We start from the raw sequence: 23,101 nt of genomic DNA, 5'->3' as shown, positions 1-23,101 counted from the left end.
CGGTCAATGCCCCGCCGGCGCGGGCAGGCGGGAGGCCACCGCGGCCGCCTCGGCCCGGCTGAGCGGACGCGCGGGGGCGAAGCGGGGCGCCGGGGCGCCGGGCTCCCCCAACATGACGCCCGCTGCCCGGACGACGGCGACGGCCTGGCGCTCCTCCGCGCTCAGCCCTGCCAGGTCCGCGTAGGGGAGGGCGGTGGCCGGTGCCGGCCGCCAGCGGGCCAGCGCCCGCGTGCGCGCCAGCCAGACGGCCAGCTGGAGCCGGTCGAGCGGCGCGGACGGTTCGAAGGCGGCGGCGTCGCGCGCGGTGAGCAGCCCTTCCTGGAGCGCGGCGCCCAGGAAGCCCGCCTGCGCCACCCAGCTCTCACCCGGGTGGGGGACCGGCTTCAGGCCCAGCGCCCGGACGAGGAGCGCCAGCGCCTCCCCGCGGCTGACGGGCCGATCGGGCCGGAAGGAGCCGTCCGGGTAGCCGGCGACGACCCCCCGGCGGGCCAGCTCCTCGATCAGCGGCCCCGCCCAATGGGAGCGGGTGTCGTAGAGGAGGTGGTTCAGCGCCACGCTCCCGTCGCCCCGCACCACCAGCCGCGCCGACGGCCCCAGCAGCTCCCGCGCCGGCGCGCTCCCCGGCTGGAGCGGCATCCAGACGGTCTCGCCTTCGCCGACCACCGGCGCCGGCAGCGGCTCGGGCAGGACGGCCCGCCCGACCGGCCAGAGGAGGGCACGGCCGGCGACGGCCAGGTAACCGGCACCCCCCTGGGAGGGCTCCAACCACCGTTCCCCCGTGCCGGGCAGCGCCCGCAGGCGCCAGCCGCCGAAGGCCGCCACCACGTCCAGGGGCAGGCGGAGGAGCCCGCCTGCCAGCCGCTGGGCGCTCCCCGCCGGGCGCCCGTCGACGCTGAGCGCGGCGCGGACCGGGGGAGTCCCCGCCGCCGGCGCCACCGGCTCGCCCGCTCCCAGGAAGTCCGGCCAGACGAGCCCCTGCCCGTCGTCCAGCTCGACCAGGAGATCGGCCGGCCCGGCCGTCACGCCGGCCGGCGCCCGGAAGGCGCAGGTGGAGCCGCCGGCCGCCTCCCGCGCCACCGGCAGCCCCGCCAGGAAGGCGCGCACCGCGCTCCCCGGGATGCCTGCGGGGAGCGAGAGCTCGACGCGCCCGACGCGCCCCCGCCCGTCCAGCGACCAGCGGGCGTCCACGCGGGAGAGCGCCGGGTAGGCCCGGGCCTGGGTGGTGAAGCTCCAGGTGCGGTGGAGGCGGACCTCCCTGCCGGAGACGTCGCGGAGAACCAGGTCCAGCGCCACCTGGTAGCGCACGCCCGGCCGGAGGGGCGCCTTGGGCAGGAGGGCGACCGCCTGGCCCAGCTCTTCCTTCTGCCCGGCCGAGGCGGCCTCGGCCGGCGTCAGCGCCCAGAAGGGGACGGCGGCGCCGCTGCCGAGGTCGACCAGCGAGGCGCTCCGCAGCTCAAGGCTCGAGAGCAGCAGGCTGGGGAACTGGACCGTGATCGGGTAGCCGGTCGGCGGTCGGGCGCCGAAGGCGGCCAGCGGGTCGGGCACCTCCCCGTCGAAGGCGACCGGGACGCCGGACTGCCCGTCCGCCGGATACAGGACCGCGGTGGCCGGGTCCAGCCGGGGCCAGTCGCCCCGGCGGCCGGTCTCCAGGTCCAGCACCGGCAGCGCGGCCGCCTCGCCGCGCCGGCCGGCCAGCCCCACCCCGGCGTCGGCGGCGTACGGGTCGAGCAGGAGGAAGCGGTGGTAGACGGTTGCCATCAGCCCGTCCACCCCCTCCAGGACCCCGGTGCCGAAGGCCATGTCCTCGCCGATGCTCGACCGCGAGGGGTAACCCTGCGCCGCCGCCCGGTCCCAGGGCTCGACGCCGGTGAACCCCGGCCGCCCCGGCTCCTCCCGGTGGACGGCCAGGGTGATCTGCCGGAAGTCGGCCAGATTCTGCAGGAAGTAGTCGGCGTGCGCCTGGGCGGCGCGCCCCAGCTCCGGATCGAGCCGGAGGGGCGGAAGGCCCGCCAGCCCCCGGTAGACGTTGATGCGGGCGAGCGCCAGGGCGGCCGCGGCGCCGGGCGACGGAGCGGCCTGCGCGGCCTGAGCAGCCTCTGCCGCCTGGGCGGCCGGGGAGGCCGCCGCGGTCCGGGCCGCCTGGACGCGCCCCGGCATGCCGGACCAGGGGGCGAGGAGCAGTGCCGCCAGGAGGAAGGGGGCGACCCACCCCGACCCCCGCCGGCCCGGCCATGACCCTTCGCGCGGGGGGAGCGGTCTGCCAGGCGACGTCAAGGCGTCCCCACCCCCTCCCCATAGCCTTCGGACCGGCCGGAGCGCTTCCTGCCCGGGCGGGGACGGTCCCCGCGGTGGCCGGGGGTGGCGACAGGCCCGTGACCAGGGGTTGGGACGGCGGCGCCGTATCGGGTGAAGGGAGGCGGGACGGCTGAGGCCCGGCTGGGACGAGTACTTCTTGAGCGTGGCGGAGCTGGTGGCGGAGAGGGCGACGTGCGACCGGCAGCACGTGGGCGCGGTGCTGGTGCGCGAGCGGCGGATCCTGGCCACCGGGTACAACGGCGCGCCGCGGGGTCTCCCCCACTGCACGGAGGTGGGCTGCCTCCTCTACGGGGAGCATTGCACGCGCGCGGTCCACGCCGAGCTGAACGCGCTCCTGCAGTGCGCGCGCTTCGGGGTGGCGGCCGACGGCGCGACGCTCTACTGCACCCACACGCCCTGCGTGGAGTGCGCCAAGGCGCTGATCAACGCCGGCGTGCGCGAGGTGGTCTACCGCCGCCCGTACGCCGACGACCGGGCGGACGTGGAGGAGCTCTTCCGTGCGGCAGGCGTGCTGCTCCGGCAGGAGGGCGGGGAGGGGGGCGCCGCCTAGGCGGTGCGCGGGTTCCACCCGGGTGGCGGCCGGGATCGGGAGGGCGGGGAGCGGCGAGGCCGCGAAGTGGAGTCATGGCGCCGGTTCCGAGACCGTGGTTCCAGTCACCGATCACGGCCGAAAAAGGCATGCGAGGGGGTGGCGAGGATCGAGACGCTCTGGACGACGATGGCCGCCTTCCGCGAGGCGGTCCGCAGCACCGACCTGGCGATTCTGCCGGTGGGCTCGCTGGAGGCGCACGGTGAGCACCTGCCCCTGGGCTCCGACATCCTGGCGCCGGTCGAGCTGGCCCGGCGGGTGGCGGAGCTGCTGGAGGACCGGGTGATGGTCTACCCGCCCATCCCGTACGGCCACTCCTGGGACCTCTCGGTCTACCCGGGGACGGTCAACGTGCCGGACGACGTCTTCCGTGCCTACGTGGCGGCGGTGGGTGCCTCCATCGCCGAGAGCGGGGTCCGCCGGCTGGCCGTCTTCAACGGCCACGGCGGCAACACCGGGGCGCTCCGGGGGGCGGCCGAGGCGATCGCGGAGCACGGCGCCGAGGTGGCGATCTGGTCCTGGTGGCTGGACTTCGCCCCCGAGATCCGGCGCATCTGCCAGGGGCAGGGGCACGCGGGCGAGGACGAGACCTCCGTCCTCCTGGCGATCGACGAGCGTCGCGTCGACATGAGCCGGGCGCACGTCCACTGGCCCGAGCAGCCGCTGGGCGTCCGCGTCTACCGGGTGGGCGGCGCGCTGGAGGAGTACCGCTGGGCGCAGTCGGGCGACGCCACCCTGGCCACCCGGGAGAAGGGCGAGCAGATCCTCCGCGTGGTCTCCGGGCTCCTGGCCGAGCGGCTGCGCGCCTGGAAGGCGGCCACGGGATGAGCGGGGGGACGGCGCGGGCGAAGCTGCCGGAGGTGGCGCTGGTCACCCGGGATCGGAAGCTGGCCGAGCGGTACCCGGGCTCCTTCCTGGAAGTGAAGGACGTGAGCGGGCTCGAACAGCCGCCGCTGGCCGGCGCCCACGCCATGATCTCCTGCTTCGGCGACAACCGGCTGGCGGCGGAGCATCCGGACTGGGTCCAGGTCAACGGCGAGGGGCTGCGCGCCGCGCGCGGGGCGAGCTTCTTCGACTGGGACAGCGTCTGTCCCTCGCGGCCGGAGGTGCAGGCGCGCCTCCTGGACCGCCTGGAGGAGGCGGCCCGGGCGGGCGTCCCCGGCATCCGCCTGGACGACGTCGACTACGCCCGCGAGGGGTTCTGCCGCTGCCCGCACTGCGAGGCGGAGTACGCCCGGGCGCGGCGCAACCGGCCGGGGCTGGACTGGCTGGAGTGGCGGGCGGGGGTCCTGAGCGACTTCACCCGCCGCGCGGTGGAGCGGATCCGGCGCGCGGCGCCGGGCGAGGCACCGCTCCTCACCTTCACCCTCTACCCCGACCCGCTGCCGGAGCACCAGCGGGAGCGGTTCGGCGTCGACCTGGCGGCGGTGGCGCCGCTGGTGGACGCCTTCGTGGTGCCGCTCTACGACCTGGCGTACACCACCACCTACTGGCTGGAGACGCTGGCCTGGGACTTCCGGGACGTCCTGAGGGCGCCGCTCCTGGTCGAGCTCTACGCCCTGCACGTGGAGGAGAAGCGCCTCGCCCACGCCGTCGAGGTGGCGGGCCGGTACGCCGACGGCCTCCTCTTCGCCTACGAGTACAAACCGGAGCGGATCGAGCGGGAGCTGGAGCTGGGGCGCGCAGCACTGGAACGGGGGCGCCGCGAGCGCCCCCGCCGGTGAGGTCCTTCCTGCCGCCCGGGGAGGGGCGGGCGGCCCGCGACGGGCTCAGCGGCCGGGCGAAGAGGGCCCGCCGGCGCTCCCGCCGCCGGCCGCGCCCCCCTCCCGGGCGGCTTCCCCGGAGGCGGGGAGGATGCTGGACTTCAGCTCCTGGACGGGCTCCGTCACGGTCTGGGCGGTCTCGACCACCTCGTGGGTCAGCCCCTGGGTGGCCTGCCGGAACTCCCGGATGCTGCGGCCGATGGCCTGTCCCAGCTCCGGAAGCCGCTTGGGGCCGAAGACCACCAGCGCGATGACCAGGATGATGACGATCTCCATCGGTCCGATTTTGCCCACGGCGACTCACCTTTCTGTCCACTCTGTCCACGCCCGGTCCTGGACGGCCGAGCCCGGCCCGACTCCTTCGAAGGCATTATCGGGTGGAGGGGGTGGCGTGGCAATCGCCCGGTGGGGCGGCGCCGGGGGCCGCCCGGTGTCCCCCGGGGGCGCGGCCGCCCGGCCCCGCGGCGAGGCGGCTCCGGAGCCGGTTCCCGGCAAGTTCTTTGGGTTCGCGGGGTGGATTGCCACTTTGCGCCAGTTCGCCATCTGCTGTTAAGCTGGTGGAGAGATGACATTCCTGGCTGCGCCTGGGAGAACGAGCTCCGTAGGCCCGCTCCCTGTGCGGCGTGGGGGCGAGGAAGCGTGAAGGCGACGGGCATCGTCCGCAAGATCGACGAGCTGGGAAGGATCGTGCTGCCCATCGAGCTCCGGCGCACGCTGGACATCCAGCTCCACGACCCGTTGGAGATCTTCCTGCGCGAGGACGCCATCGTGCTCCGCAAGTACCAGGTCTCCTGCGTCTTCTGCGGTTCGCACGAGAACCTGGCCACCTTCCGGAGGAAGACCGTCTGCGAGAGCTGCCTCAAGGAGCTGGCGGCGCTGGAGAGCGAGCGCATGGGCGCCTGAGCCGCCGACGAGGAAGGAGCCGGTTTCCAGGTGGAACCTCCGAATCCGGCGCCGGGTGCGGAGAAGCGCCCGGCGCCCGGTCTGGGCGCCCGCCGGCTCGGCCGGGAGCGCGTCCGGCTGGTCGTCTTCGACTTCGACGACACCCTGGCGGAGACGGGCATCGACTTCCCCGCGGTCAAGCGGCGGGTGGCCGAGCGGCTCCGCCGGGAGGGACTCTGGCAGGGGACGCCGGACGAGGCGGTCTCCACGCCGCTGCCGCTCCTCGTGGAGCGGGCCGCCGGCCGCCCGGAGCTCTCGGCCGCGCTGCTCGCCCTGGTGGAGGAGGCGGAGGCGGAGGGGCTGGCTCGCCTGCGCTGGAGCCCGGGCCTCGAGGCGGCGCTCTCCGGCCTGCGCGGGTTGGGGCTCCGGCTGGCCGTGCTGACCAACAACGCGCGCGAACCGGTCCGGCGCGTCCTGGAGGAGGCCGGCCTGGAGCCTCTCTTCGACGCGGTGGCGGGCAGGGAGGACGTGCCCGCCATGAAGCCCCGCCCCGACGGGCTCCTGGCGCTCTGCAAACGGCTGGGCGCGGCGCCGTCGGAGGCGCTCTTCGTCGGCGACTCGGAGGTGGACGAGCGGGCGGCGCGGGCGGCCGGCGTCGCCTTCGCCCGCTACCTCCGCCCGGGCGACCGGGGCGCGTTCCGCCCGCAGGGGGCGGGCCGGCCGGGCGAACCGGGTGGTTGGCCTGAGATCGAGCGGCTGGAGGAGCTGGTGGCGATGCTGGGAGACGGGGAGATCCCGGACCGGGAGGCGCCGGCCGCGGGCCGGCCGCAGAAGCGGGAGCCGCAGCCGGAGAGCGCGAAGGGCCCCCTCATCGCCTACCAGGGCGAGCCGGGGGCGCACAGCGAGGCCGCCGCGCTCGCCTGGCGGAGCGGCGCCGAGACCGCCGGCCGGCCGACGGTCCACGACGTCTTCGCCGCCGTCGCCGCGGGAACCGCCGACTACGGCCTGGTCCCGGTGGAGAACGCCTACGCGGGCACGGTGGGGGAGACGCTGGACGGCTTCCTGGAGTTCGACGTGGCCATCGTCGGCGAGGTCTACCAGCCCATCCACCACCATCTGATGGCGCTGCCCGGGGCCCGCCTGGAGGCGATCCGCCGGGTGCTGAGCCATCCCCAGGCGCTGGCGCAGTGCGCCGAGAGCCTCCGCAGCCGGGGCTGGGAGGCGGTGGCGGCGCGGGACACGGCGGGCGCGGCCCGGGAGCTGCGCAGCCGCGCCGACCGGGCGGGGGTGGGCCGGGAGGGCGTCCCGCTGCCGCCCGAGCTGGCCGAGACCGGGGTCCTGGCCTCGCGCAGGGCGGCGGCGCTCTACCGGCTGGAGATCCTGCTGGAGAACGTGGAGGACCGGCCGGACAACGCCACCCGCTTCTGGGTGATCGCCCGCCGCGAGGCCGCGGAGTCCGCCGCCCGGGCGGGAGCCGCGGGGCCGGACGGGCCGGGGGGGTCCGCTCGCCCGTCGGGTGAGCGCTGGAAGACCACCCTGGTCATGGCCACCGAGCACACCCCGGGCGCCCTCTGGCGGGCGTTGGGCGTCTTCGCCCGCCGCCAGGTCAACCTCTCCAAGCTCGAGTCACGGCCCAACCGGCGGCGCCCCTGGGAGGCGCTCTTCTTCGTCGACGCCGACGGGGACCGGCGGCGGGAGCCGTTGGCCGGCGCTCTGGCCGAGCTGGGAGAGGTGACCACCTGGTACCGGGAGCTGGGCAGCTACAGAGCCGAGGAGCCTCCCGGTCCGGTCGCCCTCCCCTGAGGCGGAGGCGAAGAGGCCGAGGACGACCGCGCGGGGGCCGCGGAGCGCCCCCGCCCTCAGGCGGTCAGCTCCCGCACCACCACCACGCCGTTGAGCGCCATGTGGTAGAGGAAGAGCCGGTGGAACAGGTCGGCCGGGTGGTCCGGCGCGTCGTAGGTGTCGACCAGCTGCGCCGGCACCAGCACCTCGTAGTCCAGCTGGTGCTGGTCGCGGTAGAGCTTGATCGGCATGGCGGTGTGGTAGACGCAGAGGTCGGTGCAGTCGCCCACCACCACGAAGCGGCGGAAGCGATGGGCGGCTGCGGGGAACCAGTCGCCGGCCCAGACGGAGCTGAGGCAGTTCTTGGCCACCACCTGGTACTCGCCGGCGAAGGGAAGGCCGGCCAGCTCCGGCACCAGTTCGGTCTCGCTGCTCCCGCGGACGCAGTGGGCCGGGTAGGCGGCGAACTCCCGTGCCGCGGGATCGTGGTGGTCGCAGAGCTGGTAGATGGAGCGGACCCCGGCCGCGTGCGCCAGCTCCAGGAAGCGGGCGATGGGGGCGGAGAGCGCGGCCACCCGGGGCGAGGCCAGGGGGCCCTCGGTGGCGAAGCCGCGGATCATGTCCACCACCAGGATGGCGACGCGGTCGGCCCCGCCGGCTTCGGCCACCAGCTCGGCCAGCGGCCGCGAGGCGAGCGACGACTGCCAGGCGCCCAGGTGCTCCAGGAAGCGCTCGTCCACCAGCGTTTCGACCGAGAGGCTCACGGCCGTCCCCTCCTCCCAGCCCGACCGGGTCGTGTGAACTTCGACCATACTGCTTTGGACACGAAGGGGGCGATCTCCTCTGCGTATCGCACTCTTGGCGCCGGTCACCTGGAGGGTGCCGCCCGACGGGTACGGCCCCTGGGAACAGGTGGTCGCCAACCTGGCCGAGGGGCTCGCAGCCCGGGGCCACGAGGTGACCGTCTTCGCCAGCGGCGACAGCCGCCCGGCAGGCCGCCTGGAGGCGGTGGTACCCGAACACCTGGGCGCCCACCCGGAGCTGCCCGCGCGCGAGCTGGAGCTCCTGCACATGGCGCACGCCTTCGAGGAGGCCCGGAGCGGCCGCTTCGACCTCCTCCACAACCACCTCAACTGCCACCCGCTGGTCTTCACGCCCTTCGTGGCGCTGCCGGTGGTCACCACCCTCCACGGTTCGGCCTATCTGGAGCCGGCCACCCGCGTCGTCTACCGCCGGTTCGCGGCGCTGCCCTACGTCTCCATCAGCCGGGCCGAGCGGGAGGGGCTGCCCGAGCTCCACTACGTGGCCAACGTGCCCAACGGGATCCGGCTCCAGGACTTCCCCTTCGCGGCCGCGACCGGGCGGTACCTGGCCTTCTACGGGCGGATCTCCCCCAAGAAGGGAGCGGACCGGGCGGTGGCGGTGGCGCGGCGCGCGGGCCTCCCCCTGCGCATGGCCGGACCCGTGCCTCCCGAGGAGCGCGAGTTCTTCGAACAGGTGATCCGCCCGCAGCTGGGCGGGCGCGTGGAGTACGCGGGCGAGCTGCGCGGGGCGGAGAAGGCCCGCTTCCTGGGGGAGGCGCTCGCCCTGCTCCAGCTCAACCGGGTGCCGGAACCCTTCGGCCTCGCCATGGTGGAGGCGATGGCCTGCGGCGTGCCCGTGGTGGGGACGGCCGTCGGCTCCATCCCCGAGGTGGTGGCCGACCGGGTGACGGGCCGGTTGGTCCCCGGCGGCGAGGACGAACAGGTGATCGGGGCGGCCGTCCGCGCCCTGGCCGGGATCGAGCTGATCGACCGGGCGGCCTGCCGCCGCCGCGTGGAGGCCTTCTTCACGGTGGAGCGGATGGTGGAAGGCTACGAGCGCGTGTACCATACCCTTGTGCGGGAGGGCCGTTGACCGGGGCTCTCCTTCCTTGTGTACGCCCGGGCGATGTGCGCCTGTGCGCCGAGCCCCGCCGGCCCGGACGAGAAAGCAGCCGAAGCAGGAGGCGATGCGGCATGGAACGCTGGGAGTCGATCGGCAAGCCTGACGAGTACCCCGAGAACGACCGCAGGAAGTTGACCCTTCACGGCTACGAGATCGTGATCTTCCACCTTCCCTCCGGCTTCTACGCCGTCACCAGCACCTGCCCGCACGCGGGCGGGCCGCTGGAGGAGGCGAAGATCGTGGGCGAGCACGAGATCCAGTGCCCCTGGCACCGCTACCGCTACGACCTGACCGACGGGCACTCCACCAACCAGCCCTTGTACCGGGCCCGCGTCTACCCGATCAGGGAGGAGAACGGCGAGCTCTTCGTCGGCCTGCCGGCCTGAGGGAGCCCGGACGCCCCCGGCTGGGCCGGCGACCCGCCGGGCGAAAAAGCAGGCGATGGTATCATCAAGAGCAGTAGGTCAGGCTCGCGGGCGGCCGGGCCCCCTGGGGCCCGGCCTTCGAGCCCCCGGGGAGCGGCCGGGGCCCGGCGAGCCCCTTGCTGAGGGAGGCCGGAGGCGGGATGGCGGCGCAGTCGAAGCTGGTGATCCGCGGAGCGCGCCAGCACAACCTGAAGAACATCGACCTGGAGATTCCGCGGGACGCCCTCGTCGTCATCACCGGCCTGAGCGGCAGCGGCAAGTCGAGCCTCGCCTTCGACACCATCTACGCCGAGGGGCAGCGGCGCTACGTGGAGTCGCTCTCCGCCTACGCGCGCCAGTTCCTGGGCCAGATGAACAAGCCCGACGTGGACAGCATCGAGGGGCTCTCGCCGGCCATCTCCATCGACCAGAAGAGCACCAGCCACAACCCCCGCTCCACCGTGGGCACGGTGACCGAGATCTACGACTACCTCCGCCTCCTCTTCGCCCGCGTGGGGAGGCCGCACTGCCCCATCTGCGGGCGGCCGATCCAGAGCCAGACGGTGGAGCAGATGGTGGACCAGGTGCTGGCCCTGCCGGAGGGGGAGCGCATCCTCCTGCTGGCGCCCGTCGTCCGCGGCAGGAAGGGCGAGCACAGGCAGGTCTTCGAGCAGATCCGCCGCGCCGGCTTCGTCCGCGCCCGCGTCGACGGGGAGGTGCGGACGCTGGACGAGCTTCCTGCCCTGGAAAAGAACCGGAAGCACTCGATCGAGATCGTCGTCGACCGGTTGGCGGTCCGGCCGGAGATCGCCACGCGGCTGGCCGACTCCCTGGAGACGGCGCTCCAGTGGGGCGACGGGATCGCCATGGTGCAGCGGGTGGGGCGCGAGGGCGAGGCCGGCGGGGAGCTGGTCTTCAGCCAGAAGTTCGCCTGCATCGAGCACGGCACCAGCCTGGCCGAGCTGACGCCGCGCAGCTTCTCCTTCAACAGCCCCTACGGCGCCTGCCCGGAGTGCATGGGGCTGGGCTACAAGATGGAGATCGACCCCGAGAAGGTGGTCCCCGACCTCCACCTCAGCCTGGCCGAGGGTGCCGTCGCCCCCTGGAACAACCACTGGCACTACTCGCACTACTACAACCAGCTCCTGCGCGCCGTGGCCGACGCCTGGGGCGTCGGCTGGACGACGCCGCTGGAGCGGGCGGGCAGCGACTTCCTGGAGGTTCTCCTGCACGGGTCGGAGCGGCCCGTCCGTTTCCGCTACCGGAGCCTCTACGGCCGCGAGCGCGAGCGGACGGTCACCTGGGCCGGCGTCGTGCCGACGCTGGAGAAGATCTACCGCGAGTCGGGATCGGAGTCGATGCGCCAGGAGCTGGAGGAGTACATGTCCACCCACCCCTGCCCGGCCTGCGGCGGCCGGCGGCTCCGCCCCGAGGCGCTGGCGGTGACGGTGGGCGGGCTGAACATCGCCCAGGTGACGGCGCTGCCCATCACCGGGGCGCTGGAGTGGAACGCCTCGCTGGACGAGGAGCTGAACGAGCGGGAGCGGACGATCGCGCGCCTGGTGAGGAAGGAGATCGACGCGCGGCTCCGCTTCCTGGTCGATGTGGGGCTGGACTACCTGACGCTCGACCGGGCGGCGAGCACGCTCTCGGGCGGCGAGGCGCAGCGGATCCGGCTGGCGACGCAGATCGGCTCGGGGCTGACCGGCGTCCTCTACATCCTGGACGAACCGTCGATCGGCCTCCACCAGCGCGACAACGCCCGCCTGATCGCCACGCTGGAGAAGCTCCGCGACCAGGGGAACACGGTGCTGGTGGTGGAGCACGACGAGGAGACCATCCGCTCGGCCGACTTCGTCGTCGACATCGGGCCGGGGGCGGGCAAGCACGGTGGCCGGGTGGTGGCCGCCGGGACGCCGGACGAGGTGGCTCGGGTGCCCGAGTCGATCACCGGCCAGTTCCTCTCCGGCCGGCGGCGGATCGAGGTGCCGGGGCGGCGGCGCACGCCGGAGCGCGGCCGCTGGCTGACCGTCCGCGGTGCCGCCGAGCACAACCTGAAGGGGATCGACGTCCGCTTCCCGCTCGGCCTCTTCACCGTGGTCACCGGCGTCTCGGGCTCGGGCAAGTCGACGCTGGTCAACGAGATCCTCTACCGCGCGCTGGCCCGGCGGCTGAACGGGGCGCGGACGGAGCCGGGCCGCCACCGGGGCATCGAGGGGCTGGACGGGCTGCGGAAGGTGGTCGATGTCGACCAGTCGCCCATCGGCCGCACGCCCCGCTCCAACCCGGCCACCTACACCGGCGTCTTCGACGACATCCGGCGCGCCTTCGCGCAGACCCCGGAGGCGAGGCTCCGCGGCTACAAGCCCGGCCGCTTCTCGTTCAACGTCAAGGGCGGCCGCTGCGAGGCCTGCCGCGGCGACGGGATCCTGAAGATCGAGATGAACTTCCTGCCCGACGTCTACGTGCCGTGCGAGGTCTGCAAGGGGAAGCGGTACAACCGGGAGACGCTGGAGATCCGCTACAAGGGGAAGTCGATCGCGGACGTGCTGGAGATGACCGTGGACGAGGCGCTCGACTTCTTCTCCGCCATCCCGGCCATCCGCCGGCGCCTGGAGACGCTGGCCGACGTGGGGCTGGGCTATATCGAACTGGGGCAGCCGGCCACCACGCTCTCGGGCGGCGAGGCGCAGCGGGTCAAGCTGGCCACGGAGCTGAGCCGCCGCTCCGAGGGCGACGCCGTCTACATCCTGGACGAGCCCACCACCGGCCTGCACATGGCCGACGTCGAGAAGCTGTTGGCCGTCCTCCAGCGGCTGGTGGACCAGGGAAACACCGTGATCGTGATCGAGCACAACCTGGACGTGATCAAGTCGGCCGACTGGGTGATCGACCTGGGACCCGAGGGCGGCGAGCGCGGCGGTGAGCTGGTGGCCGAGGGGACGCCCGAGGACGTGGCGCGGGTGGAGCGGAGCCATACCGGCCGGTTCCTCCGCCGGCTGCTGGCCTCCGCGCCCGCCTCCCCGCCGGTGGAGGCGCCCGCGCGGGCGGCGGCGGGCGCCGTGGGCGCCTGAAGGCGGTCATGCGGCAGGCGACGCGCCACCCGCTCACCCTCTCCGCCCGCCTTCTCCTCGGCTTCGTCGGCGTCGTCCTCCTGGCCACGCTGGTCCACGAGCTGCTGGTCTTCGTCCGCCTGGACGCCTGGACCCGGGCAGGGCTGCCGGCGGAGGTGGCCTCGGGGGTGGCCACGGACATGCTCCTGGCCGGCGGCGTGGCGACGGCGGCCGCCGTGCTGCTGGCGATCTTCCTCGGCCGGGCCATCCTCGCCCCGCTGGAGCGGGCGGTCGCCGCCGCGGCACGGATCGCCGCCGGCGACTACGGCGTCCGCCTTGGGCCCTCGGGCGATCCCGAGCTGGACCGGTTGGGCCAGGCGCTCAACCGGCTGGCGGAGCGGCTGGACGAGAGCGAGCGGACCCGGCGCGACCTGGTGGACGACGTGGCGCACGAGCTGCGCAACCCGCTGGCCACGCTCCAGGGGTACGTGGAGGCGCTGCGGGACGGGCTCCTGGAGCCGGGGCCGGAGACGCTGGCCACGCTGCAGGGCGAGATCGGGCGCCTCAGCCGGCTGGTGGAGGACCTCCAGGAGCTCAACCGCATCGAGCGGCGCGACGTGACCCTGCGCATCGAGCCGGTGGAGCTGGGGGCGGCGGTGGCGGGGGCGCTGGCGCTGCGCAGGGCGGAGCTGGCGGCGGGCGGCTACCGGGTGGAGGCGGCGGTGCCGGAGGGGCTTCCTCCGCTGGCCGCCGACCGCGACCGGCTGGCGCAGGTGCTGGGCAACCTGCTGGACAACGCCATCCGCTACACTCCCTCCGGCGGGAGGATCCGGGTGGAGGCCGTCCTGGAGCCGCGGCCGGGTCCGGGGCGCGGGCGGCAGGCGCTCCTCTGGTCGGTGGGCAACAGCGGGCCCGGGCTGGCGCCCGAGGAGGCCCGGCACGTCTTCGACCGCTTCTACCGGGCGGAGCGCTCCCGGGCGCGGGCCACGGGCGGCGCGGGCCTCGGCCTGGCCATCGTGCGCGGGCTGGTGGAGATGCACGGCGGGCGGATCGAGGTCTCGAGCCTGCCCGAGGAAGCGGAGCTGGCGGGCGATCCCCCCGAGCGCTGGACGGAGTTCCGCCTGCGCTGGCCGGTGTGGAGATAGGGTGCAGGCGGGAGGAAGAGAAGCATGGCCCACGGGGGTGACGGGGCTGGCGCGCGTGCTCGTGGTCGATGACGAGGCGCCCATCCGCCGGGTGGTCCGCGCCTACCTGGAGCGGGACGGGCACCAGGTGTGGGAGGCCGGCGACGGGGACGAGGCATGGCGGGCCTTCGATCAGAGCCACCCCGACCTGGTCGTCCTCGACCTCCTGCTTCCCGGCCTCCCCGGTCTCGAGCTCCTGCAGCGCATCCGGGCCGCCGGTCGGACCGGGGTGATCCTCCTCACCGCCCGCGGCGAGGAAGCCGACCGGGTGGCCGGCCTCCGCCTCGGGGCGGACGACTACGTCACCAAGCCCTTCAGCCCGGCGGAGCTGGCGGCCCGGGCGGAGGCCGTCCTGCGGCGGCTGGGCGCGGCCGGGGGGCCCGCACCCGCCCCCGGCACCCCGGAAGCGACTCCCCCGGCGGCGTCGCTCCTCCGCATCGGGGGGCTGGCGCTCGACCCGGTGGCGCATCGCGCCACCCTGGAGGGTCGCCTGCTCGACCTCACACCGACGGAGTTCCGGCTTCTGGAGGCACTGATGCGGGAGCCCGGGCGCGCCTTCTCCCGCGGTCAGCTGGCGGAGCGGGCGCTCCTCCACGCCGACGACGCGGTGGAGCGGACCATCGACAGCCACGTCCGCAACCTGCGCCGCAAGCTGGGCGACGACCCGGAGACGCCGCGCTACATCGAGACCGTCTTCGGCGTCGGCTACCGCCTGCGCGCCGGCTGAGCCGGGGCGGCGCGGCCCCGGCCCGCCTTCTCCGCCTTGCGCAACTCGCCCGCGTACTCCACGCGCCGCCAGCTGCGGCCCGGCGTCTCCAGGGCATCCGCAGCCGCCGGCTCTCCCGGGGCTTCGAGACCCGGGTCGCCTCGTGCCGGGCCAGGCGGCGCTCGGTGGCGGTGGCCTTCCTCATCAACGCCGCAGCTCTCTTCTTGGCCGCAGGGTTCCGTTCGCCGGCCTCGCGGCGGGCCTTCTCGGCCCAGCGGCGGTGGCGCCGGGCGGCCTCTTCGAGCCGCTCGCGCTCCCGCTGCCAGGACCGGTAGGCCCGCGCCTGCGCGCGCCGCTCCGCCCCCGCCTGCGCCGCGCAGGCGCTGGAGTTGCCGCGGTAGGCGCGCAGCGCGCCGCGCTCCAGCAGGAAGATGCGCTCGCAGACCGCGTCCAGGAGGGCCCGGTCGTGGCTGGCCGGGACGACGGTGCCCGGGAAGGCGCGGGGGGCGGCCCAGCCAGCGCAGCACACCCGCCGGCACCTCGATCTCGCCGGCGATCACGCGGAGCAGGGTGCTCTTTCCCGCAGCCCTCGGACCGTGAGCACTGCGCGTTCCTCCCGTTGCTGCCCCGGGCGGATCAGGAGGAGTGAACGCGCAGGCTCATCGGGGCCTCCTCGGTCAACGAAGTGTCGGACTCCCAAGCTACCGTGCCCGCGGTCCGGACGGGCTCGATCCGTGCCGGCCGCCCCTGTGCGGAAGCGGCCGGCACCGTGGCCCCGCGCCACGCCTCAGCGGTCCTTGAGCACGTCGCGCATGCGCTTGTACTCCTCCTCGGTGATCTCACCGCGGGCGTAGCGCTCGCGCAGGACCTCCAACGCCCGGTCTCCGGCCGGCTCGGCGGGCAGCACGGCGCCGCCGCCGGGCCGCCGCACGATCAGCCAGACGATCAGGCCGATGATGGCCAGGGGGATCAGCCATCCCAGCGCCATCCAAAGGACGCTCCAGCCGCCCCCGGCCCACGGCCCCCCGTACCACCCCATCATGACGCGTCATCCTCCTTCCCCGGTGCAGCCCCCGATGTTCCCCGCTCGTTCAGGACGGCCCGACGCCGGCGGACCTCCTCCTCGTCGATCTCGCCGCGCGCCAGCCGCTCGCGCAAGAGGGCCAGGGCCCGGTCGCCGCCCGTGCCGCCGGCCATCCACGGCGCCCAGAAGCTGCCCAACCCCATCCTCTTCGATCCGCCCCTCCGCCTACTTGCCCGAAGGCGCCGAAGGTGCGGCGGGCGCCGGCGGCGCCGTGCCCTGTGAGCCGTCGCTCTCGAGCCAGCGGTCCATCCACTGGACGCAGGTCCGGGCCTGCTCGCGGAACTGCTGCGGCGAGAGCCCCGTCATCCGGCCCGGACCGTAGGCGGGACCGTACCCCGGCCCGTACCCTGCTCCCGGGGCGGGAAGCACGGTCGATGCCGGCGGCTGCGCCGGCACCGGGGCGCTCACCGGCGCCGGCGCCGCCGCGGCGCGCGGGGTCGTCGCGGCGGCCAGGCCAAACCCGGCGACGCCGGAGACCACCGCCACCAACGCCAGCGCCGCGATCCAGACTCCTTGCCTGTTGCGCATCGTTTCGACCTCCTTCGCCTCCCAGGCTAGCCGGGCGGCGTGCACGCCCCGCGCAGGGGTCGTGCAGGGGGTCTCGGATTCCGGTGCACTTCCGGTGCAGAATCGGGGAGGCTGCGCCGGGCAGGCTTCCTGCGGGGTGACCGGTGGAACGCGCCGCGGCCGGCGGGTGGCGGAGGCGGGCCCCGGCCATGACCCGCTGGAGCGATCGACAGCGGGCCGGCGCGGCACCAGAATGAGCGGGGTTCTGGCGACGGAAGAGACGGGTGAGCACCGACACGGAAGGAAGTGGCGACGGCAGTGAAAGCTTCCTCGCGGATGACGCCTGCGCGCCCTTCGGTCCGGCCCATCGCCGAGGTGGCGGCGGAGCTGGGGCTGGAGGAGCCGGAGTGGGAGCCGTACGGCCGCGACGTGGCCAAGGTGACGATGGAGGCGCTGGAGCGGCGGGGCGTCACCGGCGAGCCGGGGCGGCCGCTGGGGCGGCTTCCTGGCCGGCTGGTGCTGGTGACGGCGATCACGCCCACCACCGCCGGGGAAGGGAAGACCACGACCAGCATCGGCCTGGCGGACGCGCTGCGCAGGCTCGGACACCGCGCGGCGGTGGCGCTGCGCGAGCCCTCCCTCGGCCCGGCGCTGGGCGCCAAGGGCGGCGCCACCGGCGGGGGGCTGGCCAGCCTGGTCCCCGCCGACCGGATCAACCTCCACTTCACCGGCGACCTGCACGCCATCACCACCGCCAACAACCTGCTGGCGGCGCTCATCGACAACCACCTCCACCACGGTGGCGAGCCGGCGCTCGACCCGCGCCGGATCACCTTCCACCGGGCGCTGGACATGGACGACCGGGCGCTCCGCCACGTCGTGATCGGCCTGGGCGGCGCCACCGGCGGCGTCCCGCGCGAGGAAGCCTTCCTGATCACCGCCGCCTCGGAGGTGATGGCGGTCTTCTGCCTCGCCTCCGGCACCGCCGACCTGGAGGCGCGGCTCGGCCGCATCCTCGTCGGCTGGAGCCGCGACGGCCAGCCGGTGACCGCCGCCGATCTGGGCGCGGCGCCCGCCATGGCGGCGCTGCTGGGGACGGCGCTCCAGCCCAACCTGGTCCAGACGCTGGAGGGGACGCCCGCGCTGGTGCACGGCGGCCCCTTCGCCAACATCGCCCACGGCGCCAACAGCATCCTGGCCACGCGCCTCGGCCTGGCGAGCGCCGAGATCACGGTGACGGAGGCCGGCTTCGGCTCCGACCTGGGCGCCGAGAAGTTCGCCGACATCACCGCCCGCGCAGGCGGCTTCACCCCCTCGGCCGTAGTGCTGGTGGCCAGCGTCCGCGCGCTCAAGCTGCACGGCGGCGTCGACAGGAAGGCGCTGGAGAGGGAGGACCTGCCCGCGCTGGAGCGCGGGCTGCCCAACCTGGGGGCGCACCTCCGCATCGTGGAGCAGATGGGCGTGCCGGTGGTGGTGGCCGTCAACCGCTTCCCCTCGGACAGCGAGGCGGAGCTGGAGCGGGTCCTGGCCTACTGTTCGGAGCAGGGCGTGCCGGCGGCGCTGAGCGAGGTCTACGCCCGCGGCGGGGAAGGGGGCCTGGCGCTGGCGGAGCGGGTGCTGGAGGCGCTGGCGGCCTCGCCGGGCGAGGCTCCGTTCCGGCCCTTCTACGGGGAGGCGCTGCCGGTCACCGAGACCCTGGAGTCCCTGGCGCGCCGGGTGTACGGCGCCTCCGGCGTCGAGTACGCCAAGGAGGCGGAGACGGCGCTCCGCCAGCTGGAGCGGGCGGGTCTCGACCGGCTGCCGGTCTGCGTCGCCAAGACGCAGTACTCGCTGAGCGACGACCCGAAGCTGGGCGGCACGCCGCGGGGGCCGTGGACGCTCCACGTCCGGGAGCTCCGGCCCAGCGCCGGCGCCGGCTTCGTGGTGGCGCTGACCGGGGAGATCCTGACGATGCCCGGCCTGCCGCGCCATCCTGCAGCGCTCTCGGTCCGCCTGGGCGAGGACGGGCGGGTGGAGGGGATTCTCTAGCCCCCGGGGACGGCCGGGGACGGGAGCCGTAGCGCGCGGCCCGCGGGTGCGGAGCCAGCCGCTCGCCCCTCCGATACAATGGGAACGGCCATGGGTGAGAAGCAGATCACGTCCGGCACGGCAACGGCCCAAGCCGGCGGCCCCGAGATCCAGGAGACGCTCCGGCAGCTGCCGGACCAGCCCGGCTGCTACCTCTTCCGCGACGCGGCCGGACAGGTGATCTACGTCGGCAAGGCGGTCTCGCTGAAGAACCGCGTCCGCTCGTACTTCCACAACCCGGCGGGCCTGACGCCCAAGGTGGCGGCCATGGTGCCGCAGATCGCGCGCATCGAGACGGTCGTCACCGACACCGAGACCGAGGCGCTGGCGCTGGAGTGCAACCTGATCAAGCACTACCGGCCGCGCTTCAACGTCCGCCTGCGCGACGACAAGAACTACCCCTACCTGCGCGTCGACCTGAACGCGGAGTGGCCCACCATCCGCCTGGTGCGCAACATGCGCGGCGACGGGGCGCGGTACTTCGGCCCCTTCACCAACTCCGGGGCGGTGCGCGAGACGCTCCGCGCCCTGCGCAAGGTCTTCCCCTGGCGGAGCTGCTCCGACCGGCGGCTGGCCCAGGGCGGCCCGCCCTGCCTCTACTTCCACATCCACCGCTGCCTGGCGCCCTGCGACGGGCGCGTGGACCGGGAGAGCTACCACGCCATGATGGAGGAGCTGGTGGCCTTCCTGGAGGGGCGGCGGGGCGAGCTGATCCAGCGGCTGGAGAAGCGGATGTTCGAGGCCGCCGAGGAAGAGCGGTACGAGCAGGCGGCCGTCTACCGCGACCAGCTGGCCGCCCTCCGCCAGGTGACCGAGCGCCAGAAGATCGTCAGCCAGGCGCTGGAGGACGCCGACGTGATCGCGCTCGGCCGCGGCGAGCACGCCGTCTGGGCGCAGGTGCTCTACGTCCGCGAGGGCAAGGTGGTCGACGAGGCCGCCTTCGACCTGACCGGCGTCGAGGGCGAGTCCGACGCCGAGGTGCTGGGCGCCTTCGTCAAGCAGTACTACGCGCAGGCGGCGCAGATCCCGCCGCAGGTCCTCCTGGACCAGCCCATCGACGAGCGGGAGGCGATCCGCGAGTGGCTCCGCCTCCGGCGCCGCGACCTGGCCGGCTCGCCGCGGCTGGAGGTCCGCGTGCCCAGGCGGGGGCCCCGGCGGGAGCTGGCGGCCATGGCGCGGAAGAACGCACAGCTCCTGGTGGAGCGGGAGGAAGAGGAGTGGGCCCGCCGCCGCGCCTCCACCGAAGGCGCCGTCGAGCAGCTCCGGGACTGGCTCGACCTGCCCCGCCCGCCGCACCGCATCGAGTGCTTCGACATCTCCAGCACCCAGGGCGAGGAGCCGGTCGGCTCCATGGTCGTCTTCACCGACGGCAAGCCGAGCCGGAGCCACTACCGCCGCTTCCGCACCCAGGCGCTGGAGGGGCCGGACGACTACGATGCGATGCGCGAGGTGATCTACCGCCGCTTCCGCCGGGCGCTGGTGGAGCGCGATCCCAAGTTCCTGCCGCTTCCCGACCTCCTCCTCGTCGACGGCGGCAAGGGCCAGCTGAACGCCGCCCTGGAGGCGATGCGCCTGGCGGGCGCCGACCCGGGGCGGATCCCCGCCTTCGGCATCGCCAAGGAGAAGGAGTGGCTCTTCGCGCCCGACCGGAACGACCCGATCATCCTGCCCGCCGACTCGCCCGCGCTCCACCTGGTCCAGCGGAGCCGCGACGAGGCGCACCGCTTCGCCATCACCTACCACCGCCAGCGCCGCAGCCGCGCCACCCTCCGCTCGCTGCTGGAGGGCGTCCCCGGCATCGGCCCCAAGCGGACCAAGGCGCTCCTGCGCGCCTTCCCCTCGCTGGAGGCGATGGAGCAAGCGGGAGAGGAAGCGCTGGCGCGCGTCCCCGGCATGACCCGGGCGGCCGCGCGCCAGCTCCTCGACATGCTCCGTTCCCGCGCCTGAGCGGCATCTCCTCCGCCGGCGGGCGGTCGGCCGGGAGGCCTACATGGCCCAGCCGAGCGCCCGCTTGGCGTCCTCGCTCATCATGTCCGGCGTCCACAGGGGCTCCCAGACGATCTCGACCCGGACGTCGCGCACCCCCGGCACGATGGAGAGCGCCGCCTGGACGTCCTGGGTCACCTGGTCGCCCAGCGGGCAGCCGGGGAAGGTGAGCGTCATGCGGATCTGCACGTTCCCCTCGTCGTCGATGTCGACGCCGTATACCAGGCCGAGGTCGACCACGTTGAGGCCGATCTCGGGATCGTTGACCACGCGGAGTGCGTTCAGGATCTGCTCCTCGGTCGGCAGCGTCGCCTCCGCCATGCTCTCGCCTCCCTTCGCCTCCGGCGAAGCGGGGACTCTCGCCCGCAACGTTAGTATATAGGGTGCGATCCACGGCCGCCCGGCACGGGACGGCCTGGGAGGTGGCGACACCGATGTCGACAGGCGACTCACGCCCGGGTGCACCCGCGCGACCCTCCGGCTGGCCGGGGCGGGCGGCCCGCGTCGGCCTCATGGCGGCGCTGATCGCCGCCCTTGCGGCCTTCTCCATCCCCCTGCCCTTCACGCCGGTCCCCTTCACGCTCCAGATCTTCGGCGTCCTCCTGGCCGGGGCGCTTCTGCCGCCGGCGGAGGCGGTGGCCGCCGTCGCCCTCTACATCGCCCTGGGCGCGGTCGGCCTGCCCGTCTTCGCCCAGGGACACGCCGGCGTCGGCGTGCTGCTGGGTCCCACGGGCGGCTACCTCTGGGGCGACCTGGCGGGCGTCGGGCTGGCTGCCTGGCTCCTCCAGCGTCCGGGCTGGGCGGGGAGCGGCCTCCGCGTCTACCTGGCGCTGCTGGCGGGGCTGAGCCTCACCTACCTGGGCGGCCTGCTCCAGCTCCGCGCGGGCTGGATGCCCAGCTGGCAGGCGGCGCTGGCCGCTGGCGCCTGGCCTTTCCTGCCCTTCGACCTGATCAAGGCGGCGGTGGCCACCCCGGTGGCGCTGGGGGTGCGGCGGGCGCTGCCCGCCCTGCAGGGGTCGCCGTACCGCGCGGTCTGACGCTGCGGCCGGCCCGCCCCGCGACCGTCAGGCCTGCCGGCCGCCCTCGTCCAGCCGCTCGATGCGGACCCGGACCGGCACCCGCTCCACGGCGGCCGGGAACGGCCGCCAGCCGGCCGGCGGGAGGAGGGCGCCGAGGCGTGCGGCGTCGCCCAGGAACCAGGCGACGGGGCGCGGCTCGGGCTCGTGCGGGAGGCTCAGCCAGGCGAGGCCGGAGGCTTCGGCGGCCGCCGCCCGGGCGGCTTCCTCCACCCGGGCGGGCAGGGAGGAGGCGTCGCCCTCCGCCGACGGCTGCCAGAGTTCGGGTGCGGGCCGGGGGGCGCGCTCGGGCGGGTGCCCGCCCCCGGGGCCGGTCGGGGCGAGGTCGGGCTCTTCGCCCAGCAGCGAGCGGCGGGTGCGCACCCAGCCGCCCAGCGCCGCGGCGAGGAAGGGGGCGAGGCTCGCTTCCTCGCCGGTGAGGGCGCGGTGGAGCGCCTGGGCGACGCGGGCGAGCTGTCCGGGCGCGCTGGCGTGGCGGACCGCGAAGGCGGCCAGGGCGGTCAGGTGCAGGCAGAGGCGCGGCGAGGGCTCCGGCCAGGCGGGCCCCGCCTCGGGCCGGGGGCGCCAGCGCAGGAGGTGCGCCGAGGGATAGACTTCCTCCAGGAGGTCGGCGGCGCGGGCGAGCCAGGCCGGCGTCCCGGTCTCCGCCCCCGGGGCGTCTTCCCCCGCGGGGGGCGTGGCGAGCAGCCCGCCCGCGCCTGGCAGGCGCAGCGAGACGGCCCAGTCCGGGCGAAGGGCGAGCGGCGTGCCCGATTGGACGATGACGTGCCAGGGCATGCGTCCAGTATCCGCCAGGCGCGGCCCGGCGGGCAAGGATCGTGCGGCGGTGGCGCCGAAGAGGGGGCCGGGGAGGCAGGGCGTGCGGGTCATCGGTGCCGTGCTGGGCGAGAGCGGCGAGGTGACGGCAGCCGCCGCGGAGGCGCGGAGCGGCCTCCTGGCCCTGCGGCGCGAGCGGGCGGACGGGCCGGAGGGGGCGCGCGGCCCGGGACTGGAGCGGCTGGCGCTGCTGGCAGGCGGACTGGCGGCGGAGACGGGGGCGGACGCCGCCTGCCTGGCGCTGCCCGGGAGCGCCTCGGACGAGGAGGCGCTGGCGCTGGAGGCGCGGCTCCGCCCGCTCGCCCTGCGCATGGTGGACGCCCGCGAGGCGGTCTGGGCGGGGGCGACGGGCCTCCTGCCGGGCATCGTGCTGGAGGTGGGCCTCTGGGTGGAGGCCTACGGGGGCCGCTGGAACGGGCGCCGGGAGGGGACGCGTGGCTGGGGCCGCTTCCTGGGCGGGGACGGCGGCCTCTACGACCTGGGGTTGATGGCGCTGCGCCGGGTGGCGGCCGCCCTGGAGTCGGCCGAGGGGCCGACCATGCTGGTGGAGAAGGTGCTCTCGGTTCTGCCCGACCCCAGCCCCGAGCGGCTGGAGGCGGAGCTGGCGGCGGGGCTGGCCACGCCCCGGCGGGCCTCCCAGCTGGCCTCCCTCGTCATCGACACGGCCCTGGAGGGGGACGCGGCGGCGCGGGAGCTCCTCGACCGCGCGGCCGACCGGCAGGCGCGGCTGGCCCGGGCGATCCTGCTCCGCACCGGCCTCGGCTACGCGCGGCCGCTGGTGGTCGCCCGCGGCGCCCTGGCCGAAGGAAGCGGTCTCTTCAGCCAGTTCCTCCGCCGCGCGGTGCGGGAGCTGCTGCCCGGGGCGCTCCTCTCCCCGGCGCGGTTCGAGCCGGCGGTGGGCGCCGCCCTCCTCCTGCTCGGACTGGAGGAGGGCGATCCGCAGCGCATGCTCCGCGAGCC

Annotated in this window: 22 protein-coding genes; 14 read left to right on the top strand and 8 right to left on the bottom strand. The window is 75.0% G+C overall.

Going from position 1 to position 23,101, the window contains the following annotated elements; translation table 11 throughout:
- Positions 1-3: 3 nt before the first annotated feature.
- Positions 4-2,274, bottom strand: a complete 2,271-nt coding sequence (locus QJR14_08875) for an S-layer homology domain-containing protein (GenBank protein ID MDI3317712.1) — start codon at positions 2,272-2,274, stop codon at positions 4-6.
- Positions 2,275-2,425: 151 nt separating this feature from the next.
- Here QJR14_08875 and QJR14_08870 point away from each other — a divergent pair, with 151 nt between their 5' ends.
- The 3 genes from QJR14_08870 to QJR14_08860 all read left to right on the top strand — a co-directional run bounded on the left by QJR14_08870 (position 2,426) and on the right by QJR14_08860 (position 4,629).
- Complete coding sequence (locus QJR14_08870; GenBank protein ID MDI3317711.1) at positions 2,426-2,866, top strand: dCMP deaminase family protein; 441 nt, start codon at positions 2,426-2,428, stop codon at positions 2,864-2,866.
- Positions 2,867-3,004: 138 nt separating this feature from the next.
- Entirely contained in the window at positions 3,005-3,733 is a 729-nt protein-coding gene (locus QJR14_08865) for a creatininase family protein (protein MDI3317710.1), read from the top strand.
- Positions 3,730-4,629 carry a hypothetical protein gene (locus tag QJR14_08860; GenBank protein ID MDI3317709.1) on the top strand — a complete coding sequence of 300 codons (900 nt, stop codon included), beginning with the start codon at positions 3,730-3,732 and terminating at the stop codon, positions 4,627-4,629. Before QJR14_08865 ends, QJR14_08860 begins: the two co-directional genes overlap by 4 nt.
- 45 nt (positions 4,630-4,674) lie before the next feature.
- Here QJR14_08860 and QJR14_08855 read toward each other — a convergent pair whose 3' ends face one another.
- Entirely contained in the window at positions 4,675-4,962 is a 288-nt protein-coding gene (locus QJR14_08855; GenBank protein MDI3317708.1) for a twin-arginine translocase TatA/TatE family subunit, read from the bottom strand.
- A gap of 345 nt (positions 4,963-5,307) precedes the next feature.
- On the opposite strand from QJR14_08855, the gene QJR14_08850 reads away from it, so the two are divergent.
- Together QJR14_08850 and QJR14_08845 are read left to right on the top strand one after the other, a co-directional pair.
- Positions 5,308-5,571 carry an AbrB/MazE/SpoVT family DNA-binding domain-containing protein gene (locus tag QJR14_08850; protein ID MDI3317707.1) on the top strand — a complete coding sequence of 88 codons (264 nt, stop codon included), beginning with the start codon at positions 5,308-5,310 and terminating at the stop codon, positions 5,569-5,571.
- Positions 5,572-5,601: 30 nt separating this feature from the next.
- Positions 5,602-7,353, top strand: a complete 1,752-nt coding sequence (locus QJR14_08845) for an HAD-IA family hydrolase (protein ID MDI3317706.1) — start codon at positions 5,602-5,604, stop codon at positions 7,351-7,353.
- 56 nt (positions 7,354-7,409) lie between these two features.
- On the opposite strand, the gene QJR14_08840 is transcribed toward QJR14_08845, so the two are convergent.
- The gene (locus QJR14_08840; GenBank protein MDI3317705.1) at positions 7,410-8,096 is read right to left on the bottom strand and encodes an isochorismatase family cysteine hydrolase; all 687 of its coding nucleotides are present in this window, start codon (positions 8,094-8,096) and stop codon (positions 7,410-7,412) included.
- 115 nt (positions 8,097-8,211) lie between these two features.
- Between QJR14_08840 and QJR14_08835 the strand changes: the two genes are divergently transcribed.
- From QJR14_08835 to QJR14_08815, 5 genes are all read left to right on the top strand, one after another.
- Entirely contained in the window at positions 8,212-9,228 is a 1,017-nt protein-coding gene (locus QJR14_08835; protein MDI3317704.1) for a glycosyltransferase family 4 protein, read from the top strand.
- A gap of 101 nt (positions 9,229-9,329) precedes the next feature.
- Positions 9,330-9,644 carry a Rieske (2Fe-2S) protein gene (locus QJR14_08830; protein MDI3317703.1) on the top strand — a complete coding sequence of 105 codons (315 nt, stop codon included), beginning with the start codon at positions 9,330-9,332 and terminating at the stop codon, positions 9,642-9,644.
- 179 nt (positions 9,645-9,823) lie between these two features.
- Positions 9,824-12,736: an excinuclease ABC subunit UvrA gene (uvrA, locus tag QJR14_08825; GenBank protein MDI3317702.1), complete on the top strand. Its 2,913-nt coding sequence runs from the start codon at positions 9,824-9,826 to the stop codon at positions 12,734-12,736.
- Between the two features lie 8 nt (positions 12,737-12,744).
- Positions 12,745-13,860: an ATP-binding protein gene (locus QJR14_08820; protein ID MDI3317701.1), complete on the top strand. Its 1,116-nt coding sequence runs from the start codon at positions 12,745-12,747 to the stop codon at positions 13,858-13,860.
- A 46-nt stretch (positions 13,861-13,906) separates the two neighbouring features.
- Positions 13,907-14,626 carry a response regulator transcription factor gene (locus tag QJR14_08815; protein ID MDI3317700.1) on the top strand — a complete coding sequence of 240 codons (720 nt, stop codon included), beginning with the start codon at positions 13,907-13,909 and terminating at the stop codon, positions 14,624-14,626.
- Positions 14,627-15,392: 766 nt separating this feature from the next.
- Here the strand turns inward: QJR14_08815 and QJR14_08810 are convergent.
- Genes QJR14_08810 through QJR14_08800 form a run of 3 tightly spaced genes read right to left on the bottom strand, consistent with a single transcriptional unit; the run spans position 15,393 to position 16,217 of the window.
- Positions 15,393-15,593, bottom strand: a complete 201-nt coding sequence (locus QJR14_08810; GenBank protein ID MDI3317699.1) for an SHOCT domain-containing protein — start codon at positions 15,591-15,593, stop codon at positions 15,393-15,395.
- A gap of 50 nt (positions 15,594-15,643) precedes the next feature.
- Positions 15,644-15,832 carry a hypothetical protein gene (locus QJR14_08805; protein ID MDI3317698.1) on the bottom strand — a complete coding sequence of 63 codons (189 nt, stop codon included), beginning with the start codon at positions 15,830-15,832 and terminating at the stop codon, positions 15,644-15,646.
- Positions 15,833-15,854: 22 nt separating this feature from the next.
- Positions 15,855-16,217 carry a hypothetical protein gene (locus QJR14_08800; protein MDI3317697.1) on the bottom strand — a complete coding sequence of 121 codons (363 nt, stop codon included), beginning with the start codon at positions 16,215-16,217 and terminating at the stop codon, positions 15,855-15,857.
- Between the two features lie 315 nt (positions 16,218-16,532).
- Here QJR14_08800 and QJR14_08795 point away from each other — a divergent pair, with 315 nt between their 5' ends.
- Together QJR14_08795 and uvrC are read left to right on the top strand one after the other, a co-directional pair.
- Entirely contained in the window at positions 16,533-18,224 is a 1,692-nt protein-coding gene (locus tag QJR14_08795; GenBank protein ID MDI3317696.1) for a formate--tetrahydrofolate ligase, read from the top strand.
- Positions 18,225-18,314: 90 nt separating this feature from the next.
- Positions 18,315-20,210, top strand: coding sequence for an excinuclease ABC subunit UvrC (uvrC, locus tag QJR14_08790; GenBank protein MDI3317695.1), 1,896 nt, complete (start codon positions 18,315-18,317; stop codon positions 20,208-20,210).
- Positions 20,211-20,249: 39 nt separating this feature from the next.
- On the opposite strand, the gene QJR14_08785 is transcribed toward uvrC, so the two are convergent.
- Positions 20,250-20,570, bottom strand: coding sequence for a metal-sulfur cluster assembly factor (locus tag QJR14_08785; protein MDI3317694.1), 321 nt, complete (start codon positions 20,568-20,570; stop codon positions 20,250-20,252).
- Positions 20,571-20,683: 113 nt separating this feature from the next.
- On the opposite strand from QJR14_08785, the gene QJR14_08780 reads away from it, so the two are divergent.
- On the top strand, positions 20,684-21,286 hold the full coding sequence (locus tag QJR14_08780; GenBank protein MDI3317693.1) for a biotin transporter BioY: 603 nt from the start codon (positions 20,684-20,686) through the stop codon (positions 21,284-21,286).
- Between the two features lie 27 nt (positions 21,287-21,313).
- On the opposite strand, the gene QJR14_08775 is transcribed toward QJR14_08780, so the two are convergent.
- The gene (locus tag QJR14_08775) at positions 21,314-22,102 is read right to left on the bottom strand and encodes a hypothetical protein (protein MDI3317692.1); all 789 of its coding nucleotides are present in this window, start codon (positions 22,100-22,102) and stop codon (positions 21,314-21,316) included.
- Between the two features lie 82 nt (positions 22,103-22,184).
- On the opposite strand from QJR14_08775, the gene QJR14_08770 reads away from it, so the two are divergent.
- Positions 22,185-23,101: hypothetical protein (locus QJR14_08770; protein MDI3317691.1), on the top strand; the 917-nt coding region annotated here is incomplete at its 3' end.

It is taken from the genome of Bacillota bacterium (assembly GCA_029961055.1).
GTDB lineage: Bacteria > Bacillota > Sulfobacillia > JAIMAT01 > JAIMAT01 > JAIMAT01.
The sequence above is the reverse complement of the archived record's forward strand: the minus strand, read 5'-3'. Positions and strand labels throughout refer to the sequence as shown.

What these genes read in the sequence shown, in the direction of transcription:
- QJR14_08860 (MDI3317709.1), top strand. Translation starts at nt 3,730, where the DNA reads ATGAGCGGGGGGACGGCGCGGGCGAAGCTGCCGGAGGTGGCGCTGGTC.
- QJR14_08830 (MDI3317703.1), top strand. Translation starts at nt 9,330, where the DNA reads ATGGAACGCTGGGAGTCGATCGGCAAGCCTGACGAGTACCCCGAGAAC.
- uvrA (MDI3317702.1), top strand. Translation starts at nt 9,824, where the DNA reads ATGGCGGCGCAGTCGAAGCTGGTGATCCGCGGAGCGCGCCAGCACAAC.
- QJR14_08820 (MDI3317701.1), top strand. Translation starts at nt 12,745, where the DNA reads ATGCGGCAGGCGACGCGCCACCCGCTCACCCTCTCCGCCCGCCTTCTC.
- QJR14_08810 (MDI3317699.1), bottom strand. Translation starts at nt 15,593, where the DNA reads ATGGCGCTGGGATGGCTGATCCCCCTGGCCATCATCGGCCTGATCGTC.
- QJR14_08805 (MDI3317698.1), bottom strand. Translation starts at nt 15,832, where the DNA reads ATGGGGTTGGGCAGCTTCTGGGCGCCGTGGATGGCCGGCGGCACGGGC.
- QJR14_08800 (MDI3317697.1), bottom strand. Translation starts at nt 16,217, where the DNA reads ATGCGCAACAGGCAAGGAGTCTGGATCGCGGCGCTGGCGTTGGTGGCG.
- QJR14_08795 (MDI3317696.1), top strand. Translation starts at nt 16,533, where the DNA reads ATGACGCCTGCGCGCCCTTCGGTCCGGCCCATCGCCGAGGTGGCGGCG.
- uvrC (MDI3317695.1), top strand. Translation starts at nt 18,315, where the DNA reads ATGGGTGAGAAGCAGATCACGTCCGGCACGGCAACGGCCCAAGCCGGC.
- QJR14_08785 (MDI3317694.1), bottom strand. Translation starts at nt 20,570, where the DNA reads ATGGCGGAGGCGACGCTGCCGACCGAGGAGCAGATCCTGAACGCACTC.
- QJR14_08780 (MDI3317693.1), top strand. Translation starts at nt 20,684, where the DNA reads ATGTCGACAGGCGACTCACGCCCGGGTGCACCCGCGCGACCCTCCGGC.
- QJR14_08775 (MDI3317692.1), bottom strand. Translation starts at nt 22,102, where the DNA reads ATGCCCTGGCACGTCATCGTCCAATCGGGCACGCCGCTCGCCCTTCGC.